The 24843-nt window shown below is 39.8% G+C and carries 23 protein-coding genes; 9 read left to right on the plus strand and 14 right to left on the minus strand.

The genetic code is table 11. The features are described 5' to 3' along the window. Positions 1 to 5 precede the first annotated feature (5 nt). The 8 genes from FAZ19_RS05090 to FAZ19_RS05125 all read left to right on the plus strand — a co-directional run bounded on the left by FAZ19_RS05090 (position 6) and on the right by FAZ19_RS05125 (position 9924). On the plus strand, positions 6 to 320 hold the full coding sequence (locus FAZ19_RS05090; RefSeq protein ID WP_136819567.1) for a HigA family addiction module antitoxin: 315 nt from the start codon (positions 6 to 8) through the stop codon (positions 318 to 320). A gap of 133 nt (positions 321 to 453) precedes the next feature. Next, entirely contained in the window at positions 454 to 858 is a 405-nt protein-coding gene (gene arfB / locus FAZ19_RS05095) for an alternative ribosome rescue aminoacyl-tRNA hydrolase ArfB (RefSeq protein WP_136819569.1), read from the plus strand. Positions 859 to 897: 39 nt separating this feature from the next. Then, positions 898 to 3387: a phosphocholine-specific phospholipase C gene (locus FAZ19_RS05100; protein ID WP_136819572.1), complete on the plus strand. Its 2490-nt coding sequence runs from the start codon at positions 898 to 900 to the stop codon at positions 3385 to 3387. 281 nt (positions 3388 to 3668) lie between these two features. Then, a complete protein-coding gene (locus FAZ19_RS05105) occupies positions 3669 to 4037 on the plus strand; it encodes a BlaI/MecI/CopY family transcriptional regulator (protein WP_136819573.1) in 369 nt (122 codons plus the stop codon). Positions 4038 to 4065: 28 nt separating this feature from the next. Continuing rightward, positions 4066 to 6099 (plus strand): TonB family protein, encoded by a 2034-nt coding sequence (locus FAZ19_RS05110; RefSeq protein WP_136819576.1) that lies wholly within the window; start codon positions 4066 to 4068, stop codon positions 6097 to 6099. 452 nt (positions 6100 to 6551) lie between these two features. Beyond that, positions 6552 to 7991, plus strand: coding sequence for a circularly permuted type 2 ATP-grasp protein (locus tag FAZ19_RS05115; RefSeq protein WP_136819578.1), 1440 nt, complete (start codon positions 6552 to 6554; stop codon positions 7989 to 7991). A 17-nt stretch (positions 7992 to 8008) separates the two neighbouring features. Next, a complete protein-coding gene (locus FAZ19_RS05120) occupies positions 8009 to 8923 on the plus strand; it encodes an alpha-E domain-containing protein (RefSeq protein WP_136819581.1) in 915 nt (304 codons plus the stop codon). 26 nt (positions 8924 to 8949) lie between these two features. Further along, positions 8950 to 9924: a transglutaminase family protein gene (locus FAZ19_RS05125; protein WP_136819583.1), complete on the plus strand. Its 975-nt coding sequence runs from the start codon at positions 8950 to 8952 to the stop codon at positions 9922 to 9924. Positions 9925 to 9934: 10 nt separating this feature from the next. Here FAZ19_RS05125 and FAZ19_RS05130 read toward each other — a convergent pair whose 3' ends face one another. The 13 genes from FAZ19_RS05130 to FAZ19_RS05190 form a co-directional block, all read right to left on the minus strand. After that, the gene (locus tag FAZ19_RS05130) at positions 9935 to 10213 is read right to left on the minus strand and encodes a chaperone modulator CbpM (protein WP_136819586.1); all 279 of its coding nucleotides are present in this window, start codon (positions 10211 to 10213) and stop codon (positions 9935 to 9937) included. A 4-nt stretch (positions 10214 to 10217) separates the two neighbouring features. After that, positions 10218 to 11123, minus strand: a complete 906-nt coding sequence (locus FAZ19_RS05135) for a DnaJ C-terminal domain-containing protein (protein ID WP_136819588.1) — start codon at positions 11121 to 11123, stop codon at positions 10218 to 10220. A gap of 38 nt (positions 11124 to 11161) precedes the next feature. Beyond that, positions 11162 to 13855 (minus strand): TonB-dependent receptor, encoded by a 2694-nt coding sequence (locus FAZ19_RS05140; RefSeq protein WP_136819591.1) that lies wholly within the window; start codon positions 13853 to 13855, stop codon positions 11162 to 11164. Positions 13856 to 14056: 201 nt separating this feature from the next. Then, a complete protein-coding gene (locus FAZ19_RS05145; RefSeq protein ID WP_136819594.1) occupies positions 14057 to 15634 on the minus strand; it encodes a M28 family peptidase in 1578 nt (525 codons plus the stop codon). Positions 15635 to 15643: 9 nt separating this feature from the next. Next, entirely contained in the window at positions 15644 to 16075 is a 432-nt protein-coding gene (gene rpiB / locus FAZ19_RS05150) for a ribose 5-phosphate isomerase B (RefSeq protein WP_188876057.1), read from the minus strand. A gap of 12 nt (positions 16076 to 16087) precedes the next feature. Then, positions 16088 to 16957 (minus strand): twin-arginine translocase subunit TatC, encoded by an 870-nt coding sequence (tatC, locus tag FAZ19_RS05155; RefSeq protein ID WP_136819599.1) that lies wholly within the window; start codon positions 16955 to 16957, stop codon positions 16088 to 16090. 81 nt (positions 16958 to 17038) lie between these two features. Then, the gene (gene accC, locus FAZ19_RS05160) at positions 17039 to 18394 is read right to left on the minus strand and encodes an acetyl-CoA carboxylase biotin carboxylase subunit (protein ID WP_136819600.1); all 1356 of its coding nucleotides are present in this window, start codon (positions 18392 to 18394) and stop codon (positions 17039 to 17041) included. A gap of 77 nt (positions 18395 to 18471) precedes the next feature. Then, positions 18472 to 18945 carry an acetyl-CoA carboxylase biotin carboxyl carrier protein gene (gene accB, locus FAZ19_RS05165; protein WP_136819603.1) on the minus strand — a complete coding sequence of 158 codons (474 nt, stop codon included), beginning with the start codon at positions 18943 to 18945 and terminating at the stop codon, positions 18472 to 18474. 183 nt (positions 18946 to 19128) lie between these two features. Then, a complete protein-coding gene (locus tag FAZ19_RS05170) occupies positions 19129 to 20118 on the minus strand; it encodes a beta-ketoacyl-ACP synthase III (RefSeq protein WP_136819606.1) in 990 nt (329 codons plus the stop codon). 6 nt (positions 20119 to 20124) lie between these two features. After that, the gene (gene plsX / locus FAZ19_RS05175; protein ID WP_136819608.1) at positions 20125 to 21063 is read right to left on the minus strand and encodes a phosphate acyltransferase PlsX; all 939 of its coding nucleotides are present in this window, start codon (positions 21061 to 21063) and stop codon (positions 20125 to 20127) included. 107 nt (positions 21064 to 21170) lie between these two features. Next, entirely contained in the window at positions 21171 to 21362 is a 192-nt protein-coding gene (gene rpmF / locus FAZ19_RS05180; protein WP_136819611.1) for a 50S ribosomal protein L32, read from the minus strand. A gap of 15 nt (positions 21363 to 21377) precedes the next feature. Continuing rightward, the gene (locus FAZ19_RS05185) at positions 21378 to 21920 is read right to left on the minus strand and encodes a YceD family protein (RefSeq protein ID WP_229707234.1); all 543 of its coding nucleotides are present in this window, start codon (positions 21918 to 21920) and stop codon (positions 21378 to 21380) included. A 68-nt stretch (positions 21921 to 21988) separates the two neighbouring features. Continuing rightward, on the minus strand, positions 21989 to 22651 hold the full coding sequence (locus tag FAZ19_RS05190; protein ID WP_136819613.1) for an epoxyqueuosine reductase QueH: 663 nt from the start codon (positions 22649 to 22651) through the stop codon (positions 21989 to 21991). Between the two features lie 150 nt (positions 22652 to 22801). Here FAZ19_RS05190 and FAZ19_RS05195 point away from each other — a divergent pair, with 150 nt between their 5' ends. Beyond that, entirely contained in the window at positions 22802 to 23935 is a 1134-nt protein-coding gene (locus FAZ19_RS05195) for a hypothetical protein (protein ID WP_136819616.1), read from the plus strand. Here FAZ19_RS05195 and FAZ19_RS05200 read toward each other — a convergent pair. Then, a complete protein-coding gene (locus FAZ19_RS05200) occupies positions 23932 to 24780 on the minus strand; it encodes a transglutaminase-like domain-containing protein (RefSeq protein ID WP_136819619.1) in 849 nt (282 codons plus the stop codon). The genes FAZ19_RS05195 and FAZ19_RS05200 overlap by 4 nt on opposite strands. Positions 24781 to 24843: the final 63 nt, after the last annotated feature.

Consider the following 24843-nt stretch of genomic DNA (forward strand, 5'->3'; position numbering starts at 1 on the left):
AAATTATGGCAATGTTCAGTCCAGCTCATCCCGGAGAATTAATCAGGGAAACCATTGATGGTATCATTGAAGAAACCGGCAATAAACTAAGTGTGGAAGAAGTCGCAAAGGGTTTAGGTACTACTCGTAAAACATTATCGGCTATCATCAATGGAAAACAGTCCGTTACGCCGGAAATGGCTATAAAGCTGGCTACAGGTTTCAGTAATACAACACCTGAATTCTGGTTACAGGTACAGGATAATTACAACCTATTCATAGCAAGAAAAAAGGTAGATACCAAATCTATCCGGGTTTTCTGGAAAGCGGCTGTTCTTTAGTATAAAATACCTTAAGTTTAGTTGCCCGATAATTGCCATTGGATTTAGCTGTAAAACCTTTGGCGTGAGAAGTATAAGCAAGTTTTTGGTGTTGAAGCGCATCGCGCCTAAAAAGTTTTCATAATTTTGTACCATGATACATAAGGACGAGTTGGTGGCAGAACTGACTTATAGAACTTCCCGATCGAGCGGACCTGGTGGACAGAACGTAAACAAGGTCGAGTCCAGGGTCACTGCGATATGGCATGTGGAGGGATCCCAATTACTTTCTGAGGTTGAAAAAGCCATTGTAGAACAACGATTGGCCCACCGGATTAATGCATTGGGTATGCTTGCTGTGGATTCGTCCGAGAGCAGGAGCCAATTGGAAAATAAAGAACTCGTCGTAGAGAAGTTAGTGAATTTGGTAAATAATGCACTCAGGCCTATAAAAAAACGTATACCGACCAAGATCTCCAAAGCTAAAGTTTTAGAACGTCTGGATCGTAAAAAAAGGCAGGCTAACAAGAAGAAAGATAGAAAATGGCGCTTGGATTAAACACAACGACCATTTTATTGGGATCAATATTTTCACAATATGATAGAAAGTAGAAGAACATTTCTAAAAAAGGCATCTTTATTAGCGGGGGCTACGGCTGCATTCCAGATGCTACCTACATCCATACAACAGGCGTTGGCAATTGATGCACCTGAAGGCAGTACGTATTTAGATGCCGAGCATATTGTTTTCCTGATGCAGGAAAACCGTTCTTTTGACCATTGTTACGGCACACTTCGTGGTGTTAGAGGGTTTAATGATCCCAGAGCTATGAAGATGCATAACGGCCTCCCTGTTTGGATACAGACCAATGCCCAAGGAGATAGTTATGCCCCCTTTCATTTGGATATCGAGAATACCAAGGCGACTTGGATGGGATCACTACCCCACGGTTGGAAGGATATGGTCGCCGCGCGTCACGATGGGAAGATGGACACATGGCTTGAAGCGAAGAAGGCCGGGAATCCTAACTACCAACACATGCCCCTTACGATGGGATATTACGATAGGCGAGACCTTCCCTTTTACTATGCGTTTGCTGATGCATTTACCGTATGTGATCAACATTTTTGTTCTTCCCTAACGGGCACAAGTGCCAACCGGTCGTATTTCTGGGCCGGGGCGATACGCGAGCAGCCACATGATCCCGACTCTGTGGCGCATGTAGACAATGGCCAAATAAACTATAAGGACGTAGGTTGGACTACCTATCCCGAACGGCTTGAACACGCAGGAATAGAATGGAAGGTGTATCAGAATGAACTCAGCCTTCCCGTAGGTTTAAACAGCGAGGAAGAAGATTGGTTAGCAAATTTTACAGACAACAACTTGGAGTTCTACGGGCGTTACCAGGTACGTTACCATGCGGCTCATCATCGCTATATGCAACGCGAGGCAGATCAGATCCGAAAACGATTAAGCGAAGGGTCTGCACCGGATGGTGGTCAACGGGAAAAATTGGAGCTGCGATTGAAACACCTGCAGGAAGACATCGTACGATTTAATAACGAGAGTTTTGAAACCCTCGACCCGTTTACAAAAAATATACACCGTAAGGCTTTTGTTACCAATCATGAAGATCCCTATTATCATCAGCTTGAAAACATAGACTATTCCGATGCCGGAGGGGAGAAATCCGTCAGTGTACCCAAAGGAGATGTCTTTTATCAATTTCGACAGGATGTTAAAGAAGACAAGTTGCCAACCGTTTCTTGGCTGGTGGCACCCTGCCGTTTTTCGGATCATCCGGGCTCACCATGGTATGGGGCTTGGTATGTATCGGAGGCCTTAGATATTTTGACCGCTAATCCTGAAATATGGAAGAAAACCATATTCGTGCTGACTTATGATGAAAACGATGGATATTTTGATCACGTTTCTCCTTTTGTGCCTCCGCATTCTGCAAGACCGCATAGCGGTGCCGTTCCTCGAGAAATAAAGACAGAAGAGGAATATGTTACAGCCGAACAGGAAAAGATTCGTACAGGAAATCCTGAAACTACCCTAGACAGCCCTATTGGTTTGGGGTTTCGCGTACCAATGGTTATCGCTTCCCCATGGACGAAAGGGGGCTGGGTCAATTCAGAAGTATTTGACCATACCTCTACTTTGCAGTTCTTAGAACATTTCATTGAGAAGAAGTTTGGCAAGCAAGTGGTGGAGTCGAATATCAGCGCATGGCGACGATTGGTGTGTGGCGATCTGACATCTGTGTTTAGACCTGTTAAGGCATCCGATAAGATCAATTTACAGTCTATAGATCGTAATGATTATGTGAAACGTATTTTTTCAGCAGGAGACAAAGATTTGCCAGGAAACTATCAACTTATTAGTAAAGAAGATCTTAAAGGCGGATTGGTTGGCGGATGGGATAGTCCAATTATTCCGAAGCAGGAAAAAGGAACAAAGCCCGCTTGTCCGCTGCCCTATGATGTTGATGTTAATGCTTTTGTAGACGTGGAGCAGCAAGAACTCGTTATTAAATTTTCCGTCAATGGAAAGCTGCCATCGAACAAAATAGTAGGTGTGCCGTTTATAGCTTCAGCAGCTAATCCATATGAAGATGAAAATAATGTTGCGGGAATCTGGAATTTTACGGTGGGTCCGAAAGAACCTTTGATTTACCGATGGAAGCTGTCTGCATTCAAAACGGGCCAGTATGATATCGCTATCTACGGACCAAACGGATTCTATCGATCTTTTACAGGAAATTGTATCAATGCGATAACAGGATGCGGTTTAGTAACACAAAATATTGGTTCAGAGGGGATACGAATTGATTTAACAGGTTATGCAGGGAAATGGACAGTGACCGATTTGTCTTATGGATACGGGGTATTGACTGATCAGAAGAGCGCACTTTCTGTGATTGAACTGAATTTGACACGTAGTAATGGTTGGTATGATGTCGCTGTTAAATCGGACGACCGAGAAAATGAGGTATACCAATTTGCGGGTCATGTGGAAATCGGAAAACCAAGTGTCACGGATCCGTTGATGGGTTTTGGAAAAGGCCGTCTTACTTCGTGATCGATGCGTTAAATCTTTAAACTTTTCCTATAGATTTTTAAACGACTTCGGTCGTTTTTTTTATCGAAAATAGCGTTGGTAGTTTTTTAGTAATAGATCTTCTTGGGAAATATAATGGTAAACAAACAGATGTGTATTGTATTTATAGTGTTGATATTTAGTTGTTTATGTTTTTTTTGAAAATAAACTAAAGAAATAGTTGTGAAACTAAGTTTTTAGTTTTAACTTCGTTTATGTAATCGATTATAGGCAATATTGTCTAACATGTAATAAACAGAGTTATGCACGAAATTAAAGAACTAACAAAAGCCGAAGAGCAGATCATGCACGAGCTTTGGGAAATGGGAGGAGGCTTCGTTAAGGAGGTCATCGAACGTTTACCGGAACCCAAGCCAGCTTATAATACGGTATCTACTATTGTACGTATTCTAGAAACCAAGGGTTTTGTAGAACATCAAGCATTCGGGAAAAGCCATCGTTATGTCCCGAAAATACACAAAGAGGAATATAAAAAATTGATAACGGATAAACTGCTGAACAATTATTTTGATAATTCACCCAAGCGTATGTTGTCTTTTTTCTTAGAAGACAATAAGTTGGATGTCAAAGAATTGGATGATATCCTTGCAATCCTAAAAAAGCATAAATAGGTTGACCGCCTTTATAAACTTTAATATTATGGTATATTTAATTTTAGTCAATGTCTCATTGATAGTATGCTATACCTTATATAGCTTATTTTTTAAAAAACTTACTTTTTTTCAGTGGAATAGGTATTATTTGCTGGGGGCATTGATTATTTCGTTGCTTATACCTGTAGGTTTATTTGTGGATATCTCGTCGAATAGCGTGTTGGAACAAGCGCTTCCAACCATTGACCTGCATACGATGATGGATGTCGATATCATTGCATTCGGAACGCAGGAAAGTCAGTATTACTTAATTGATTTTCTTACTCCCCTGTATGGTGTCGGTGTTCTCGTATTCGGATTGTCGCTGCTGTATCGACTGTACCGACTCCGCTTGATTATGGAAAGCGAACACGATTGGCTGAGCTTTTCATTCTTTAACAAGATTTTCTTGGGAAGGCACTTAACGGATAACGAAACAATTCTTTCACATGAGCTAGTTCACGTGAAACAGGGGCATACCTATGATATTATATTGGTCGAGTTGGTGAGATTGTTCAACTGGTTCAACCCTGTTTTATATTTCTATCACAAGGAATTAAAGTTCCAACACGAGTGTATTGCAGATGAAATCTGTTCGGAGGATAAGGTGGCTTATGCCGAACTATTAGTAGCTCATGCGATGAATGTAGATCAGCTGCATCTGACAAATGAGTTTTCCAACCATTCATTTTTAAAGAAAAGAATCATGATGTTATTTAAGAATAAATCACAAACAAAGCACAAATACCTGTATCTATCTGTGCTACCTCTTGTATTGGTAGTAGTAGGATCTACGTTGATTTTCAACACCTCGAAAGCCAAAAATATCGTAGCCGAATTTGAAAATAAGGTGGCAGATGTGGCGATACCTTTGTCATCTAGTGCTGACGATCAACCATCTGGAGTGTTCGCAGAACCGATAAGTCTTGTGGAAGCGGTAACGGAATCCCAAGAGGAAACAGCAGCTACACAACAATTCGTTTCCCAGGTGATAGCCCAGGAAGATACGGTAGGAAATGAAATATTTACAGCGGTTGAAGTGGTACCTGAGCCTCCAGGTGGATTCACTACTTTTCGTAAATGGATAGCAGATAATTATAAGTATCCGCACGCGGCTATAGATGCCGGTGTAAAAGGTACAGTACAAATTTCATTTATTGTAGAGAGGGATGGTTCATTAACGACCTTCGAGATAAAAAAGGATATTGGACATGGTACAGGGGAAGCTGCTGTTGAAATGCTAAAAAATGTTGAAAAATGGAGTCCAGGTATCCAAAATGGCCGTAAAGTTCGTGTAGCTTTTACGCTTCCGATCAGATTGGATTTAACGCATATGGGATCCGCTCAGGAGGATGTTAAACCGGATGTGCTGGCTGAGCCTGCGCTGGGAAGAGCAAAATTTATGGAATGGTTTGCGCAGGAATATCAACTGCCTAGAGCGATTACCTCAGCAGATATAGACCCATACATGCTTGTGCGTTTTGTAGTCAACAAGGAAGGTAAACCGGATCAATTCTCATCCCGGGCAGATGAGCTTGAACAAAGTTTTTTTAATGAAGCGGTACGTATCATCTCTAAAAGCAAGTGGAAGCCGGCACTCAAAGACGGACAACCGGTTGATTCCCGAACAGCGGTAGGATTTAAATTTGATCGAAGTGGTAAGATTATTCCGAATCATACCCGGGTAGAGGTATTGCCTGAGCCAAAAGGTGGAATGGTAGCTTTTCGAAAAAGTATCAGCGAATGGTTAATTTATCCTAAAGAAATGATTTCAAAAAAGGAAGGTGGAAAAGTAGATGTATATTTTGAAATCGCTAAAGATGGCACGCCTTCAAATTTTAAAATTCTGGAAGAACCGTATCCAGGTGTAGGAAAGAACCTTGTAGAGATTATCCAAAAATATGGTAAATGGGCCCCGGGTATTCTTGATGGAAAAGGTGTGGTTACACAGTATTCTGTTTCCGCTGATCTGACTTTTATGCTCGGAGCAGGGGTCATAGAAGTAAAGGGATTAAAAGGTGGTAATTTTATCAAATCCTAAAAAGCAGATTGCATAACAAGTGTCTTCCCAAACCGTGATGAAGGATCTAAATGCTGGAGTAAATCAATGGCTTTAGATCCTTCACTCCGTTCAGCATGACCATTTAAAATATCATTGCTGTCATCTCACCCTTGGAGGGATCTAAACCACGGAGTGTTCTGCGAATCAAAATCTATATTGATCGTAAAGTTTCTAAATTCTCCGATAATTTCATGACAAAATTTCGAATTAAGTCTTCTGATGCGGCTTTGTTTTCCTGATATTATAAATCTGTTATATTTTTCTTCTTATATAGTTTATTTGTGATCTTTTTTTTTAATTATTTTGCAGAAAAAGATGATTTTTTGTAGTAAATAGTATGTGTTTTTATTAAAAATGTAATAAAATTATAATTATTATATTGATTTGTTAACAATTAATGCTTAATTTTAGAATAATTTAAGATAATTGTTATGATTGACCATTTAATTGATAAGTATAATCCGATAGACGGTGTTTATGATGAGATGATGAATGGTGTAATCCGTCAGCATTATAAGAAATTTGTTTCCTCTTTCGGAGAATTAGATGTTAACTCCATGGAATTGCGTAATGAAATGGCTAAAAAGCTCTTTATGACGCAGGGTATTACATTTACCGTGTATTCTGATGGAGAAGGGATTGAAAAGATATTCCCTTTTGATATGATCCCACGAATTATTGAGGCTGCTGAGTGGGAATATATTGAATCGGGAATCCGCCAAAGACTCAAAGCACTTAATATTTTTCTAAAGGATATCTATCATCAGCAATTCATTCTGAAAGATGGTATCGTTCCCTCCAGTTTGATCTTTTCCTGTCCCAATTACCTGCGTGAGATGGTGAATGTCAATGTGCCATTTGATATTTATACGCATATAAGTGGTATAGACCTCATTAGGGATTACGACGGGACGTATTATGTGTTGGAGGACAATCTTCGGACACCATCAGGTGTGAGTTACATGCTGGAAAACCGAAAGATGAGTTACCGCATCTTCCCCAATATTCTGCCTGAAAATAAAGTGCGTCAAGTAGCACATTATCCTGATATTTTAGTAAAAAACCTAGTTAGCTTAGGAGCTCATCTAAGTACAAGACCTACGGTTGTGCTGTTGACTCCAGGTATATTCAATTCTGCCTATTTTGAACATACCACGCTGGCTAGATTGATGGGAATTGAGCTGGTCGAAGGTCGTGACCTCGTGGTCCAGAATCATATTGTTTATATGCGAACAACCAAAGGACTGAAAAAAGTGGATGTGATATACCGACGGGTAGATGATGACTTTATCGATCCATTGGTCTTCCGTTCGGATAGTCTATTGGGTGTGCCGGGCCTTTATCATGCATATCGGAAAGGTACGGTGAATATCGTCAATGCCATGGGTAATGGTGTGGCCGATGATAAAGCAATCTATACCTATGTACCCGAGATGATTCGATACTACCTAAATGAAGAACCCATTTTAAAATCTGTGCCTACTTATCGAATGGAAAATGAAGACCAACGTAAATACACGGTGCAGAATATTCGGAATATGGTTGTGAAGAAGACCAACGAAAGTGGTGGTTATGGCATGTTGATCGGAAATAACGCGTCGGATCAGGAGATAGCGGAGTATATTTTCGAAATGGAGAAAAATCCGAGACAATTTATTTCACAACCGATCATCAAATTATCTGCGGCTCCTTGTTATATTGATGGAAAGCTACAGCCTCGTCGTGTGGATCTTCGGCCTTTTGCCCTTTATGGTCCAGATGGAATTAAAATTGTCCCGGGTGGGCTGACCAGAGTTGCGTTGAAGGATGGATCCATTGTCGTCAACTCTTCACAAGGTGGCGGAAGTAAGGATACCTGGATTGTGGATTGAACTAAACTTTAAAACATATGTTAAGTCGAGTGGCCGAAAATCTTTTTTGGATGAGCCGTTATATGGAGCGGACAAATATAAGCCTGAGGGTGTTGAAGACCTTGTATATTGCGCATCAAGATGGTCTGCCTGTACGATCTTGGGAGCAAACTGCACATCAATTCGGTATTAGAGAGGCTGAAAATATGTCTAGTTACACCATTTTGAAAACATTGATTTTTGATAGTAATTCTAATTTTTCGATCCTGAACAATGTTTTTCGTGCCCGTGAAAATGCGCGCAGTGCTCAGGATCATATCAATCGGGAATTGTGGCAGTCCTTGAATGATTACTATCATTTGGTACGGGATAGTCAATTGAGTCAACAACTAATCTTTGATCCCATCAGTGTGCTGGATCAGCTTATCAAACAGACCATGTACTATTATGGCGTTATTGATAGTTCGATGAACAGGGGAGAGGCTTATTGTTTCCTGAGTTTGGGAAAATTGATGGAACGTGGATTGCAGATCGTTGACTTGTTAAAAACAGAACTCGAGCAAAACATCCATACGGAAGGGCACGAAGAAGATCAGCGCTGGCGGTATTTGCTGATCGCGTTGAATGGTTATGAAACGTACCTGAGTGAAAATGTGGGTAGTCTTGAACCTCAGTCGGTACTTAATCAAATACTCTATAAGAATAATTTTCCAAATTCACTATTTTACAACTGGGACCAGATTGAATCGTTTGCTAGTTTCATGGAACAGGAGGGAGTGGCTCTACATACGAAGGGGCTTCATTTTGAGATCGGAAAATCATTCTCTTTTATTAAATACAATCAGCTACCAGAACATATAGATCATAAAATACAGTTCCTGAATACGGTTCAACGTAATTACTACAACTTATCTAAAGTTATTAATAGCGACTATTTCGGGATAATAAGATAATTTTTAACAATTTAGCAATTACAGTAATGTCAAAATATAGCGTCGTGCACCTAACTCGATATGTATATCCGTCGGATGTGACCGATAGTGCCAATCAATTTATATTATCTCCGAAGTCTGATGATATGCAGCAGATATTAAAGCACCAGATTTCTGTGATTCCTAATGTGAATATCGATGTTTTTTCGGATTACTTTGGTAATGAAGTAGGCGTATTTACGCTAGTTGGTCCTCACCGTTCGCTAGAAATAAGAGCGGATATGGAGGTAGTGACCTTTGCTTCTACAGAGCCTATTGCGGAGATTTCAGTAGTGGAGCAATGGGCTGATCTCGAACTTAAAAAATGGGAATTTCCGTATATTGATTTTCTCTATCTAGAAAATATTAATTGCAAAGCGGAGGTTAATGCGATTTTTGACGACTATGTTATAAAGGAGATGCATATTGTCGATGTTGTTCGTATGTTGTCGACATATATCTATACGAATTTCACCTATCGGCAGGGCGTAACGACGGTAGAGAGTACGGTAGATGAAATCTGGAAACTTCGGGCGGGAGTGTGTCAGGATTTTGCACATTTACTGATTACCATGTTGCGTATGCAGGATATACCATCCCGTTATATTTCGGGATATATTTGTCCGAGCAACAGTGAGATGAGAGGCGAGGGTGCTACACATGCCTGGGTAGAAGTTTATATTCCATCTATTGGCTGGCGAGGTATCGATCCTACCAACAATTGCTGGGTTAGTGATCGACATATTAAAATAGCTTATGGACGTGATTTTAAAGATTGTACACCGGTAAAAGGGACATACAAAGGACCTTCTGCACATACATTGGCAGTATCTGTCATTATAACAAATGAAAAGACAAAAGAAAAAACGGCGGATCCCATTGAACCTGCTTATGTGAGCGTGACAACGGATGAACAAGTTGAAAAATCAAATTTGTATCAGCGTTATCTCGAAACACAACAACAGCAACAACAGCAACAATAGTGAAGCTAATTTATTTGGTGTGGTCCTCGAGCTTACGGAGTTCGAATTGAAGTTGTTCGATACGATTTAACAGATGCCGAACAACTTCAATTCCCTGCAAATTTAATTCCAGATCATAGTGCCAGGTGGAATACTGTTCCAACTGGCCAAGCTCTTCTTCATCTATAAATTCTTCTTCTTCTACAGAAACTAATTCTATCAGGCCGTTTTCATGCAGATCCCGGACAAACGTGCTTTCAATCCTATAGGACCGGCAGACATCTATTATTTTCACCAGTGTTCTTTCCATGATTTTATTTTCTTAAATCGCTCAATTGCTGGAATAGATTTTTCTCTTCCTCGCTGAGGTTCGTAGGGTTCTTGATGTTTATTTCTGCGTAGAAATCGCCAAATTTCCCCTCCTGTTTGTAAATAGGAAAGCCTTTCTCTTTGAGGCGAATTTTGGTTCCATTTTGGGTTTCGGGTTTTATTTTTACATTGATCTGCCCATTCAGTAAATTTACCAGCGCATTGCCACCTAGTAGTGCCGTGTATAAATCGAGTTCTAATTTAGTATAGAGGTCATTTCCCTTACGCTGGAATCGCGGATCCGCTGCAATCGTGAATGTGATATATAAATCCCCTCTGGGACCACCATTTGCACCTTCTGTTCCTTGACCTTTTAAGCGTATTTTCTGGCCATTTTGAAGGCCCGCTGGAATAGTAATGCGAATGCTTCTCCCGTTGACGGTAAAGGTCCGTTGGTGCGTAGTCGAAGCTTCTTTCAAGGAAAGGTTGACTTCGGCATTTAGATCTTGCCCGCGGAAGGCACTTTTGCGGCCACCCCCGAAACGGGAACCGAACATCTGTTCAAAAAAATCAGAATACTCTCCCGTATCATAATTGCCACTATAGTCAAATCCGCCAAATGGATTCTGCGTGCCTCCTCGTCCCTGGCGCGAATACTGCTGCTGGGCTTTTTGGTACTCATCTCCGTGTTTCCAATTTTCGCCATATTGATCATATTTCTTCCGCTTCTCGGGATCCGTAAGGACTTCGTTTGCCTCGTTTATTTCCTGAAATTTTTTCTTGGCCTCATCATCATTAGGATTCAGATCGGGATGGTACTTACGTGCCAGCTTTCGGTAAGCCTTTTTAATATCATCCTGCGAAGCTGATTTATCTAGCCCCAGTACATTATAATAATCTAAGAATGCCATAGTTTATGTATAGACTAATGTGTAAAAAACAATACAATTTACTTTTTGTTTTTGTCGGATGAAGTTAGGAATTTGTAAACAAATCCAAGCATGAAATATTGTTTTTGCGTGAGCTGCTCGCCATATCCAATGTAGTTGCTGCTACTATACCGGTAAACATTCTGATTCTGGTTCAATAGATCGAAAACCGTTAATTTCAATTCTCCTTTGCCCATTACAGGATAGTAAACAGATGCATTTACTAGGTGAATATTCGTGCGTGCATTATCAATACTAGAAGGCTGATTTTTTATATTATAGGAGGTCTCGAAGGTTATTTTATGGATATCGCTTAATCGTAACCCTGCGCCGAAATCGTGCGTAGTTGTTTGTATATCTCTGAAGCTGCTGGCGTCGGATGAATTTGTGGTTTTTGATACATTGAAATTGTAGCTAGGGCTTAGCGACACTTTATTCTTCCAGGAGATATTCAGTGTTTGGTTTCCTGACACAGTCGTATTTTTACTCTTGTTTTCTATTCCATTTGTTATGCCAATGGAAGGATAGTTATAAAGATTGTAATTGCCATTGACGTACATATTCCATATCTTATTTTGAATGATTTCTTTACGGAAATTTCCCCCCAGGCTGAATCGATCTAAACCATCTGCCTGATAATACTGTGAGGTGGAGAATGAGTTTTCTGGATCATAGAGATTATTATAACCAATTGATTTGTCAACTAGGGTATAGTTTCCATAAAAAGAAAGATTAAGCTTTAATTTCTGAAAATGCTTGAAATATTGGATGCGCAAGTTGTCCTGGATCTCGTTGTCAAAATAGGGACTTGCATAGGATAACCTGGTTGGATGGAGGTCGGAATCTACAGCAATAAACTGGTAAAAAGAAGGGAGGTTTATAGCTTTCGAATAGGCAAGATTCAGGTCATATACATTCAAGGAGAGGTTCGGAAGCCAATAACTTTGGTTTTTTTGGATATCTTCATTTTTTCCATAATAGTCATAACGACGGTCCATGTTAAGCCACTCAGCACCAATCGATCCCCTAATTCTTTTGGAAATTCTATAATTGACCTTCGTTCCAAAAAAAGCAGCATGTGCATTCATTTTTTTGTCATTGGTGATGTCTTCTTTATCTTCGAATTCGTCGCTATTTAACTTGGAATAGATATCCTCTATCTGGTCTTCTATCTCAATATTATATTTGGCATAAATATCGGTGGTAAATAATTTTTTGAACGGAATCTGAAGATTTAGCGTGTTCCCGATCCGCTGCGTATTCGAACGACTGATTTCATTAACGTGTTGATCGATAATACTGTCACCGAAGAGATAATAGCGTCCATAAGAAATGTCATTTTGATCCCCTTTATTATCGCGTACATTTAAATCATTGCTAAGGGATAGCACCCATTTGTTTGAAAATCGCTTCTCATATCTGAAGTTATGCCGCAACGAAGGCGAATTATTTAAGCTATTATTATCCCCTTTGCCCTCTCGTACAGGCGTAGATTCATTTTGGAAACTGCTGTATTCATTGCGTCTATCCGAAGTTCTTTTATTTAAATTCAGATTTAGATCATAGGAAATAAATGATGTGGTATCGATATGGTAACGTGCAAACGCCCTTATTTTGTGTGTGTAGTTCTTATAAGTCGCGTTGGAAAAATTTGTGCTGCTAATAGTCGTGTCATTATAAAAACTCTGACTGCTACCTTCATCCCTCGTATAATCGTTTTGTTGTTCAAAAGAATATAAAAAGTTGGTCTTCAGTTTTTTGGCAATATCGTAATTGATGTTTACTGCCCCAGAGACATTATTCTGTAATCCTCCGTAAAAGGAATAGGAGGACGAATTGTTCTCTGCTCTTCCAAATCCTCCCTGTTGGCTGAGTTCGCTGTAATCAAACCCTTTACGGCTCAGGTTATTGGCATATCCGATAAAACTAATTTGGAGGGTATCCCGAAAGGTGTTTACCAAGGCTCCTGCTTCATACCGATCGCGCGTACCTCCACCTGCATAGAACTTGCCGAACTGAGCTTTTACGAATTCTCGTTTCGTTTTTAGGTTGATGATAACAGGAAGGTCAGAATCGTCCAATACGACCTGCTTGCTCTCACCTTTCTCGCGGAATACCTGCACTTTGTCGATCATGGAGGCATCCAGGTTCCGCGTTGCGATCGTCATATCTTCGTTGAAGAAATCTTTATTATTCAGGCGGACAGACTGCACTGCTTTTCCTTGGTAGTAAATCGACCCGTCTAAATTGACCTGAAGACCGGGTAATTTTTGCAATAATTCTTCTACATTCGCATTTGGACGGGTTTTAAAATACTTCGCATTGTATTCTAAGGTATCTTTATTCATCCGTATAGGGGGAGTCATCTCGATGACGACTTCTTCCAAACTTTTGGGCGCTAGCGTAATGTCTTTAAAATCATATTCGGCTTCATCTTGCAGATCGAAATTTAGATATTCTGCAGTCGCATTGATATGACTGATATACAGGATCAAATCTTGATGAATCGGTAATTTAATGAAGCTAAATTTTCCATTTTCGTTGGACAATGAATAAGATAGGACAGTAGAGTCCTGAGCGTTTAATATTGCGACGGTGGCTTTCTCCAGCGCTTCCTTTTCAGAAGAGTATAAAGTGCCCTTTACTTTTCCTTTGTTTTGGGCAAACGTCGAAGCGCTGCAGAGAAGTAGGCATACAAGTAAACAGAGTCTCATTTAAGTTATATAATTAAGTTGAGCATAAATATTACGATTTATTCGTAATAATCAAAGCGAAAGACTGTCTTGTTGCCTATTATTAACACTTTTTAAGAAATAGTATTAACAAAATGTTAATTTTAAGGGAACAAAAGGGGGGAAACGACAAACGCTCCTGACTGGTAATCAGGAGCGTTTGCAATGGCAGGTTGTCAGCCTTTATTCTTTATTGTTATCTAGAGCTAATCGCTGGGCACGGTGTGCGATTTCCCAAGTGATATGGAAGATAAGTTTTTCGCGTTTTACCATCATCGGGAAATCAATCTTATCTACGGTGTCATTAGGTGTATGATAATCTGGGTGTAATCCTGAAAAGAAAAACGCGGAAGGGATTCCGTTTAATGCGAAATTGTAATGATCCGATCGATAGTACAAGCGCATGGGATCTTTTGGATCATCATATGTGAAATCAATCTCCATTTGAGTGTGTGCTCTATTGGCAGCTTCTGTGATCTGTTTTAATTCTGAACTTAATTTATCCGTACCTATTGCATGTATATAGTTGTGATTTCCGCCTAGGTGCTTGTCGTCGATACGGCCTATCATATCTAAGTTGAGGCAAGCCACGGTGTTGGCCAGTGGAAATATAGGGTTTTCAGTATAATACTTCGAGCCCAAAAGTCCTTTTTCCTCTGCAGCAAGCCCGATGAAAAGGATACTTCTCCTCGGACCTTTGCCTTCTTTTTTAGCTTGAGAAAAAGCTCTTGCTAATTCCAGTACACCTACGGTTCCTGAGCCGTTATCATCGGCTCCTGGAAAAATGGTGCCATCAGGGAGGATGCCATCGTGATCATAATGCCCTGAAATAACAATAATTTCTTCTTTTAGATCCGTACCTTCTAGCAGTCCTAACACATTGGGGTCATTCAATTTTTCCACCTTCACGCCCATAGAAGCCGCGAAAGGAACACTAATCTGTTGCGTGGTAGGTTTGAATGATTTATTGGTCTCTTCTTTAAATTTGTCGATGGATGTATTCGCTTTAGCCAGCAATTTATTTGCTGTAGCTAACGAAATGTTAATAACAGGAATGGCTTGCGTGATATTTCTGTTCGTGTTATCCCCATTTCCGAGCATCACACGTCCTCCTGTTAATCTGCCTTTCATCCTTGATAGCATTTCTGCGACTTGAGAACTTGTTGAAAATATCGCAGCTGGCTGCAGCTTGGTTAGCTCCTGAATTCTTTTAAAACGACTTGAAGACCATTCTGATTGATAACTTTCCTTGGTGATATGGGATTTTTTCGATTCGTCGGTGGGTTCACCTTCGTTAATCAGCAATACTACTTTTCCTTTTACGTCTATTCCCTTGAGTTCGTCGTAATTTGCGTGCTGTATACCATAGCCAACAAAAATAATCTCCCCGGCGGCGAAATCTTGAAAATCATGATCTCCCTGTACATAGAAATCTTTTCCGTTTATCCAGGTTTCACCGTCGATGTTAAAGTGTTCGACTTGGTAGGCTACCTGTTGTAAGGCCACCGGCTGATAATAGGAGCCATTAACGGGAGCTGTGAGCCCATAGGATTTATATTCTGCTGCAATATATTCCGCGGCCTTTCTTCCGCCTTTTTGGCCTGTACCACGGCCTTCAAATTCAACAGAACTTAAAGTGGTCAAGTGCTTTTTAGAACTTTCTACCGTGATCAGATCTGCGTATTTTTGTTGCGTATCTTGTGCGATGCTACAGCTATATACAGCAGGAATTATGAATAAAAGAGATAATAATCGCTTCATGTTTTTACGTTAAGAACAAGAAATCTTATTTACACGGTTGGCATGCCTACCACCTTCAAAATCAGTCGTTAGGAAAGCTTTTACAATTTCCTTTGCTAGATCAAGATCAATAAAGCGAGCGGGTATACAAATGATATTAGCATCATTGTGCAAACGGGCTAAAACAGAAATTTCCTTTTGCCATGCGATAGCTGCACGTATTCCCTGATGCTTATTGGCTGTGATAGCTACGCCGTTTGCACTTCCGCAAATCAGCACGCCAAATTGGCTTTTCCCATCTTCTACACTTGAAGCTACAGGATGTGCAAAATCTGGGTAATCCACAGAATCCGCGGTTGCTGGGCCAAAATCTTCCACATCATGACCTAGTTCTTTCAATATGTTTACGAGAGGTTCTTTATAATCAAATCCTGCATGGTCACTTCCAATAGCAATTTTCATGGTATTTATGTGTTAACTGTTATAAAATTCTTTTTCTTTTAGTTCCTTTTTCCGGAGCACATTCGCCGATACCATTATACTTATTTCATATAGAATAAACATAGGCGCGCTCACTGTTAAGAGTGTAATCACATCCGCAGTAGGGGTGATGATAGCAGCTATTACTAAGATAATGACAATGGCATAACGTCTACTCGCACGCATAAACTGTGGTGTCATTAATCCTAATTTGGATAGGATAAAAATCAAGATAGGCAATAAAAATATCACCCCGCAGCCGAGTGTTAAGGTGGCGATAGTCGATAAATAGGAATCGATTGTAATTTGATTGGTGATTTCAGAACTTAATGAAATGTTAGCCAGAAAGTTGACCGAAAGCGGTACAACGATATAATAACCGAATAAAGCGCCTACAACAAATAATAGTGTCGCGTAGAAAACGAAACCACTAGCTGATTTTCTTTCGACTCCGGTAAGAGCTGGTTTTACAAAAAGCCAGACTTCGAAGAGTAAATAGGGAAATCCCAGCGCTACGGCCATCAACAGACAGGAATTGATCTGTAGCATAAATTGACCTGCCAGCTCCGTATTAATGATGTTAAAAGGAATGCGTTCTACACAAAAGCCATCCAGATTCAAAAGCGCTCCCAATTTACACATCATTCGGTAGGTCCAAAAATCAAGGTTCTTTGGCCCCATAATGATGTCATTGAAGACAAAATCATAAAATGTGAACGCTAGAATTGCAAAAACGGTAATGGCAATCACAGATCGAATTATGTGCCAACGGAGTACCTCTATATGTTCGAAAAAGGACATCTCCGTTTCAATGTTCTTCCCTTTATCTTTTATTGCGTCTATTAATTTTTTACTACTTGACATACTTATGTGCTATGGAAAACAAAAATACCATTCTTTGACATAAGAATGGTATTTTTTAATCGGAAAACAAAATTTTTACGCTTAATCTTCGTCGGGATAAGCCGTCAAATCAAACGTTTCCATAAATTTAGTCGTGAAATTACCTGCTCTAAAATTTGGATCGCGCATTAATCTTAAATGCAGCGGTATAGTGGTCTTTACACCTTCGATAACAAACTCGCTAAGTGCACGTTCCATCGTGTTGATTGCTTCCTCACGTGTTTGTGCAACGCAGATCAGTTTTGCGATCATTGAATCGTAATTTGAAGGGATAGTATATCCTGCATATACGTGTGTATCTATGCGCACGCCATGTCCACCCGGTGAGTGGAAATTTGTAATCTTACCCGGAGACGGACGGAAATTGTTAAATGGATCTTCTGCATTGATACGACACTCAATAGCATGCATGGTTGGTTCATAGCTTTTTCCAGAAATTGGAATACCCGCAGCGACTTTGATTTGTTCCTTGATTAAATCAAAGTTGATTACTTCTTCGGTAACAGGATGCTCTACCTGAATTCGGGTATTCATTTCCATAAAGTAGAAATTCCGGTGCTTATCGACTAAAAATTCTATGGTACCAGCTCCTTCATAATTCACGGCTTGCGCCCCTTTTATAGCGGCTTCGCCCATACGGGCACGTAAATCTGTTGTAATGAATGGGGAGGGAGCTTCTTCAACCAGCTTTTGATGGCGACGTTGAATAGAACAATCTCTTTCAGATAGGTGGCATACTTTGCCGTATTGATCTCCAATTACCTGTATTTCAATATGACGCGGATCCTCAACAAATTTTTCAAGGTATATTCCATCGTTGCCAAACGCGGCCCCTGCTTCCTGACGAGCCGAATCCCAAGCGGGTTCAAATTCCTCGTCCTTCCATACGATTCGCATACCACGTCCGCCCCCTCCAGCGGTAGCTTTTAAAATTACGGGGTATCCGATTTCATTTGCGATCACAATACCAGTCTTTACATTAGGAACTAGTCCGTCTGATCCAGGTATGGTAGGTACTCCTGCTAATTTCATGGTCTCCTTAGCGGAAGATTTATCACCCATTTTTTCAATCTGTTCAGCAGTGGCACCAATGAACTTAATTCCATATTCGGCACAGATAGCAGAAAATTTAGCGTTTTCGGATAGAAATCCATAACCTGGGTGGATTGCGTCTGCATTTGTTAATTCTGCAGCAGCAATAATATTAGGGATACTTAGATACGAATCTTTACTCGCCGGAGGGCCGATACAAACGGCTTCATCTGCAAAGCGGACGTGAAGGCTGTCTCTATCAGCAGTGGAATACACCGCTACACTTTTAATACCCATCTCGCGACATGTGCGGATGATACGTAGGGCAATCTCTCCTCTATTAGCTATTAATATTTTTTTAAACATAAGGAATAAATGAGGTAACCTATTGACAAATTACTTCGTGTGACTAAAATTTAGTTGATAATGAATTGCAACTAATATTATCTTGGATCAACTAAAAATAAAGGTTGATCGTATTCAACAGGTTCTGCATCGTTAACTAAAATCTTGACGATTTTTCCAGAAACTTCCGATTCAATTTCATTAAATAATTTCATTGCTTCTACAATGCACAAGACTTTCCCAGGTGCAATTTCATCGCCAACGTTTACGAAAGATGCTTTGTCTGGGCCTGACGAACGGTAAAATGTACCAATCATTGGAGACTTTATCGTAATAAAGCCTGCTTCTTCGTTGACTGCGACTACTGGCGCACTAGCTGTTGGCGGAGTTACCGCCGCAGGAGCTGCCGCTACAACAGGGGCTACGGTAGGGGCAGAAGCTGTTACGTAGGTAGGTTCCTGGTTGGTTTTTATTGTTATCTTGAAATCCTTTTCTTCAATTGATACTTCATTCACACCTGATTTTGATACAAATTTGATCAGATCTTGAATTTGTTTGATATCCATACTCATATTGGAAGGGTTTGATTTAATGTTTTGTAAAAAATTAGCTGTTAAACTTAGATAAATTTGCTTTTATATACAAATTATAATTGAGTTGAATATAATTTCAAATTTATCAGTTCACGTTCCGTGAGCTTTCAAGCTCGTTTCTCCGCTGTAAATTATAAACGGAATATAATAAAAAAGATTGGCTTAATAAGCCCATTTTAAGTAAACTGACCCCCAGGTGAATCCTCCACCAAAAGCAGCCAATATCAAATTGTCTCCTTTTTTTAATTTATCTTCCCATTCCCATAGACACATAGGGATAGTAGCGCTTGTTGTATTTCCATATTTATGGATATTTATCATTACTTTTTCTTCCGGTAAGCCAACACGCTCTGCTGTCGCGTTGATGATGCGCTTATTCGCTTGATGTGGAACTAACCAGGCTATATCTTTAGAAGTTAAGTTGTTTCTCTCCATCACTTCGGCTGCTACCTCGGCCATATTTGTAACAGCGAACTTGAATACGGTACGACCTTCTTGATACGCATAGTGTAGTCCGGCTTCAACGGTTTGATGCGAAGCTGGATGTAATGAACCACCACCCTTTATGTTGAGAAACTGTCCACCTGAACCATCTGTTTTTAAAAGCGAGTCTTGAAGGCCATTCCCTTCAGTGTCTGGTTCCAATAACACGGCACCACATCCATCACCAAATAAAATACAGGTGTTACGGTCGGTATAATTTACGACAGAAGACATTTTATCCGCACCTACTACAAGTACTTTTTTATGTTTACCGGATTCGATGAATTGCGCACCTGTAGTCAGACCGAAAAGAAAACCGGAACAGGCTGCCTGCAGGTCATAACCCCATGCATTTTTTGCCCCGATTTTGTCTGCCAGAATGTTGGCCGTAGCAGGGAAAAGCATGTCGGGGGTACTGGTACAGAAAATGATCAGTTCAATATCTTCTGCGGAAATACCTCGTTTTTCTAAAAGTCCTTTTACGGCGGGAACAGCCAAATCAGAAGTGGCTAAACCTTCCCCTTTTAAAAGACGACGCTCTTTGATGCCCGTACGACTGACAATCCATTCGTCATTCGTTTCTACCATTGATTCCAACTCTTTGTTGGTCAGAATATAATCCGGTACATAACCATTTACAGCGGTAATAGCCGCATGAACTTTAGACATATGTTTTTAATTGAATGCAGACCTGATTTTGTCAATAAATTTTGAAACGATCATGTCTTTTGATAGTAATACCATATTTTTAATAGCCTCAGGGGTAGATATGCCGTGCCCTATTATCACAGGGGCGTTTACACCTAATACCGGACTCCCTCCATACTGTTCATAGTTGAACCTATCAAAAAAATCATCTTTAATTCCCTTCTTTAAGGTCACTACATAAAATGACTCAGCAAGTTTTAAAACGACATTGCCCGTGTAACCATCGCATACATATACATCTGCATGATCGGTAAAGAGGTCTCGACCTTCGGCGTTGCCTATGAAATTAATTTTGGGATTTGATTTAAGTAATGGATAGGTTGATATTGTTAGATTGTTGCCTTTTTCTTCTTCTTCGCCGATGTTTAGAAGACCCACCTTTGGGTTTGGTACACCATATACATATTCGGAGTAAAGACTTCCTAGTATGGCAAATTGATTTAACATTTCTGGTTTGCAATCTGCGTTGGCTCCCACGTCAAGTAAAATGCCGAAGCCGCTTTTTAATTTGGGTACATTCGTCGCAATAGCAGGACGTATCACCCCGGGTATAGTTTTTACGCTGAACATCGATCCGACGAGCATAGCGCCAGTGTTACCTGCCGAAGCAAAAGAATCGATTTTACCTTCTTTCAGAAACTCGAAGCCTTTCGAGATGCTGGAGTTTGGTTTCTGAGAGATTGCTTTTGTAGGATGTTCGTGCATGGATATTACCTCCGGAGCATGTACGTAATCAAATAAAGATGAATCTCCTCCAGTCTCTTCAATACGCTTTTTGATATCAGCCTCGTCGCCAAACAACACAATCTGTTGGTCTTTGTCGAGTGATTTCTGCGCTTCTATAGCGCCTAATACTGTAGCATCGGGAGCATAATCTCCTCCAAATACGTCTAAACCAATCTTCATTCGTTATTATTTATCTAAATCAATAATACGCAAAAAACATCCCAAAGTAAAGCATAAAATTCAAATTTTACGCTTATTTGGGATGTTTAATTTTTTAAAGATATACTTTAGACAACTGCAGTATTTTCTATAATTAATTTACCGTTGTAGTATAAATTGCCATCTACAGTATACGCGCGGTGAGGTAAGTGGACTGCTCCAGTTTCTTTACACACTGTTAATGTAGGTGCTTCTGCCTTATAATGTGTTCTTCTTTTGTCTCTTCTCGATTTAGAAGTCTTACGCTTTGGATGTGCCATCTCGTATTTTGTTTTTTAATTGTTCTTAATATTCTTTAATGCTGCCCAACGAGGGTCTATTTTCTCTTCTTCAGTTGATGATTCGTTTTCCTGACTGCTATTGCTAATTTTTGATAGCATTTCTGCGTCACAAGTAAGATTTATACCTTGCTCGCTACACTTGGTGTAATAAGGGACTCTAACATTAATGTACTCGTATAAAAGACCTGCTATATCCAATTCATAATCTGTCTTAGATAACACAAGCACCTCCTCCGTGTCATTATCCCATTCTTCATTCACAAATTTGACAATCAAACGCTCGGTAAATTGTAGCGGCGAATCAAATTCATTAAGGCAAACATCACATGTCAACTTTATCGTTCCTTCGATACTAAAGTTCACAATTAACATGGTTTCTTGTTTCTGGAACTGAACCAGAACCTTTAGGTCCCCATTTTTTACTAGTGAATGCTCGTAGCAATCAAAGAACTTATCATCTATTTCAAATTCAAAATCGTGCTTCCCTGCAGTTAAGCCTGAAAAAGGTATTCTGTATTGTTTTAGATACTTCACCATCTTGTATTTGAGCCTGCAAAATTAATCTTTTTAACTATATTTTGCAATGTTTTTATGAAAATACTTTTTTATTCCTCGTCTCCGTAATATTTTGTGCCCAATTCTATTTTCTCCCGACCACTTGTCATGCGCCATTTATTCGTGTCGCGAAGGGAATAGGCACAACCGCAATATTCCTGCATATAGAATTTTTCTTTTTTGCTGATCTCCAGCATGCGAGCAGATCCGCCTTTTTTTCGCCAATTGAATGTCCAGTAATCCATGTCCGGATAGCGGGATGCTGCGCGAAGTCCGCAGTCATTGATTTGTTCCATATTTTTCCAACGCGATATCCCCAATGAACTCGATATAACGTCAAATCCATTCGCAGCAGCATAAGCCGCTGTTTTTTCGAAACGCATATCAAAACACATCGTACAGCGTACACCTCGTTCGGGCTCGTGTTCCATCCCCTTTGCGAGATTAAACCAATTATCTACATCATAATCTGCATCAATAAATGGAATGTTGTGCTTTTCAGCAAAACGAATATTTTCATCTTTGCGGATATCGTATTCTTTACGTGGATGGATATTCGGGTTATAAAAATAAACCGTGAAATCAATATCGGAGTAAATCAACGCCTCCATTACTTCACCTGCACAAGGGGCACAGCAAGAGTGTAAAAGTAGCTTTTTGCCGGCATTGGGTAGATTTAGTTTTTCCCGTGTCAGTTCTTTATTATCATCCATGATTCTAATTTCAAATGTTGCAATTTTAAGTAAAAACGTCGGTATTTTAAAACATGATGTGAACTTGTGGCGTTATTATTGCTTTTTTCGTTTAATTCTATGTGTTTTATTTTTATACATTTGTAACATACAATAATACGATTTTAGGCAATGAATAAATATTTCTTTTATATAGTAACATTAATCTCAATACTTTGTTTCGTTAGCTGTCAACGTGATGATGACGAGCCAATTAAGGCCGCGAGACCTATTTCGAGATTGTATGTTTCCACTTCTAATTATCAGGCAAATACGACGTCACCTGCGCTATACAATGTTTTTGTAGTAACCCCCGCGGATTCAAATTCATTTGCTATAGATCCCCTTTCTAATCATACGTCATCTGCATTGGGCGGTAGTGCAATACATTTCAGTCCATATGCGCAGAGTATATTTCAGAGTAGTGTGAATTCTCCTGCGTATAGAGACACGTCGATTTATGTAATGAACGTTAGCGACAAAGGGGTGATTTCAAATGGTAACGTGATCGGAAATCGTAGGTTTAATAACGTAAAAGGGTTGTGGTATTATGTGCATAATACCCCCGGGAATACAACGAATATTACGAATAACTATCTGTTAGTGACAAACTTGGGTGCCGATACGGTAAACCTATTTATTGTAGATCAGCCCAAGAGTAGGAGGGGATTTACGCCGCCACGATATGAGTTGAGGTTAAATTACCGCCCATGGAGTATACAGATGAACGGAGATGACTTGCTACTTTCCAGAACAGAAGATAATGGAGGTATAGTTGTATATAAGAATTTACCTGCTGCATTGAAGGTAGACACACTTCTGGATATCGAGCCAACTTACCAATTAACCGTTAGTGGTGCAAACAATATACGTGGTTTGTCATATTCCTCAAGTAAGGATATTTTGGCATTGACGGATTACAAAGTGAATTCAGGGGCTCCAGAACCTAATGTAGGTGATGGACGAATTTTGATCTTTGAGAATTTCTCGCAGTATACCAGCTCAGGAACAATTGTGCCGACGCGTGTTATAACCGGAGCGAATACGCTGTTGCAACAGCCTCTTGATGTAGCGTTAGACACAAGGGAGGGAGAAGATGATGCGCTTTTTATCTATGTCGCTGATGCCGGACCTGTCTCCCGAAATGTTCTACGATTTAAGCTATCGGATACTGGTAATGTGGAGCCGGATGAGGTATTGGAAATTTTAAATAGACAGACACCTCAATCTATATCACTAGATTCCAGAGGGGCAAACAGACTTTAATTTTCTTCTAGGATTTGAAGTAAAAAGGCAACTTCGTCTTTTTTTTCTGGATTTCCCTGGGTTTCATAAGCCGTCATTAAATTACGTAATACCCGTTTTATGATCTCTAAGTTGGGGCAAGGTAATATATAGTCATCGGAGGGAGGAAGATTTAGCTGCCTAAGAAAAGAAAAGATATCCTCCTGTTTCATAATTTGTCCCTTATTGAAAATATTGATATAAAACAACGGAATATTTTCTGCCTCATTGTCGATATAGGCTACTACAAAATGTTTAGGGAGATTGATTCCATAAATGGGGATATCTAATTTCTGTGCAACGATGGTATAGATACACGACAATGTAATTGGATTTCCCTTCTTTGACTCTAGTACTTTATGGATAAAGGAATTTTGTGGGTCATGGTAATTTGTTGTATTGCCAGATAGTCCGAATTCTCTAAATATCGTATTATTTAATAGTTTAACTTTCTCAATCGGACTCATGTCATACATGAGATGGTACCATGCATTCCTGCGCAATTCCGCAATCTGGAAATGTACAACATCTTCGTCCAGAGCAGGATATTGGTATCTGTTAACGATGAGTAAACCCTCTAACAAGTCTTCACTATTCCTTATTTTCCAGAGTTGGAGTTCGTGTTTAATCTGATCAAATTGGATTTGATGTACAATGTTCTCGATCCTCGTTTGTGATAATACATCGAATGAGGCTTCCCAAGATTCTTCCAATAGCGGAATGACCTCTGGACCACAGGTCACAAGATGTTGTTCGACTTGACTGAATATTTCATTGTCAGGATCATCCAATAAAGAAATCAGTGCCTTTAGTTCCGTCTCCTTCATATTCGAATTTAACTAAATTTACGATATGTTGCAAGTTGTTACTGCAATTGTGCTGATTTCAAT

This window comes from Sphingobacterium alkalisoli (assembly GCF_005049105.1).
GTDB lineage: Bacteria > Bacteroidota > Bacteroidia > Sphingobacteriales > Sphingobacteriaceae > Sphingobacterium > Sphingobacterium alkalisoli.

Excerpts from the sequence above, each read along its gene's own strand:
- FAZ19_RS05145 (WP_136819594.1), bottom strand. The coding sequence starts at position 15,634 with ATGAAGCGATTATTATCTCTTTTATTCATAATTCCTGCTGTATATAGC.
- rpiB (WP_188876057.1), bottom strand. The coding sequence starts at position 16,075 with ATGAAAATTGCTATTGGAAGTGACCATGCAGGATTTGATTATAAAGAA.
- FAZ19_RS05170 (WP_136819606.1), bottom strand. The coding sequence starts at position 20,118 with ATGTCTAAAGTTCATGCGGCTATTACCGCTGTAAATGGTTATGTACCG.
- FAZ19_RS05115 (WP_136819578.1), top strand. The coding sequence starts at position 6,552 with ATGATTGACCATTTAATTGATAAGTATAATCCGATAGACGGTGTTTAT.
- FAZ19_RS05135 (WP_136819588.1), bottom strand. The coding sequence starts at position 11,123 with ATGGCATTCTTAGATTATTATAATGTACTGGGGCTAGATAAATCAGCT.
- FAZ19_RS05200 (WP_136819619.1), bottom strand. The coding sequence starts at position 24,780 with ATGAAGGAGACGGAACTAAAGGCACTGATTTCTTTATTGGATGATCCT.
- FAZ19_RS05090 (WP_136819567.1), top strand. The coding sequence starts at position 6 with ATGGCAATGTTCAGTCCAGCTCATCCCGGAGAATTAATCAGGGAAACC.
- FAZ19_RS05120 (WP_136819581.1), top strand. The coding sequence starts at position 8,009 with ATGTTAAGTCGAGTGGCCGAAAATCTTTTTTGGATGAGCCGTTATATG.
- FAZ19_RS05110 (WP_136819576.1), top strand. The coding sequence starts at position 4,066 with ATGGTATATTTAATTTTAGTCAATGTCTCATTGATAGTATGCTATACC.
- FAZ19_RS05100 (WP_136819572.1), top strand. The coding sequence starts at position 898 with ATGATAGAAAGTAGAAGAACATTTCTAAAAAAGGCATCTTTATTAGCG.
- tatC (WP_136819599.1), bottom strand. The coding sequence starts at position 16,957 with ATGTCAAGTAGTAAAAAATTAATAGACGCAATAAAAGATAAAGGGAAG.
- plsX (WP_136819608.1), bottom strand. The coding sequence starts at position 21,063 with ATGAAGATTGGTTTAGACGTATTTGGAGGAGATTATGCTCCCGATGCT.
- FAZ19_RS05195 (WP_136819616.1), top strand. The coding sequence starts at position 22,802 with ATGAATAAATATTTCTTTTATATAGTAACATTAATCTCAATACTTTGT.
- arfB (WP_136819569.1), top strand. The coding sequence starts at position 454 with ATGATACATAAGGACGAGTTGGTGGCAGAACTGACTTATAGAACTTCC.
- FAZ19_RS05140 (WP_136819591.1), bottom strand. The coding sequence starts at position 13,855 with ATGAGACTCTGTTTACTTGTATGCCTACTTCTCTGCAGCGCTTCGACG.
- FAZ19_RS05130 (WP_136819586.1), bottom strand. The coding sequence starts at position 10,213 with ATGGAAAGAACACTGGTGAAAATAATAGATGTCTGCCGGTCCTATAGG.
- accC (WP_136819600.1), bottom strand. The coding sequence starts at position 18,394 with ATGTTTAAAAAAATATTAATAGCTAATAGAGGAGAGATTGCCCTACGT.
- FAZ19_RS05125 (WP_136819583.1), top strand. The coding sequence starts at position 8,950 with ATGTCAAAATATAGCGTCGTGCACCTAACTCGATATGTATATCCGTCG.
- FAZ19_RS05185 (WP_229707234.1), bottom strand. The coding sequence starts at position 21,920 with ATGGTGAAGTATCTAAAACAATACAGAATACCTTTTTCAGGCTTAACT.
- accB (WP_136819603.1), bottom strand. The coding sequence starts at position 18,945 with ATGAGTATGGATATCAAACAAATTCAAGATCTGATCAAATTTGTATCA.
- rpmF (WP_136819611.1), bottom strand. The coding sequence starts at position 21,362 with ATGGCACATCCAAAGCGTAAGACTTCTAAATCGAGAAGAGACAAAAGA.
- FAZ19_RS05105 (WP_136819573.1), top strand. The coding sequence starts at position 3,669 with ATGCACGAAATTAAAGAACTAACAAAAGCCGAAGAGCAGATCATGCAC.
- FAZ19_RS05190 (WP_136819613.1), bottom strand. The coding sequence starts at position 22,651 with ATGGATGATAATAAAGAACTGACACGGGAAAAACTAAATCTACCCAAT.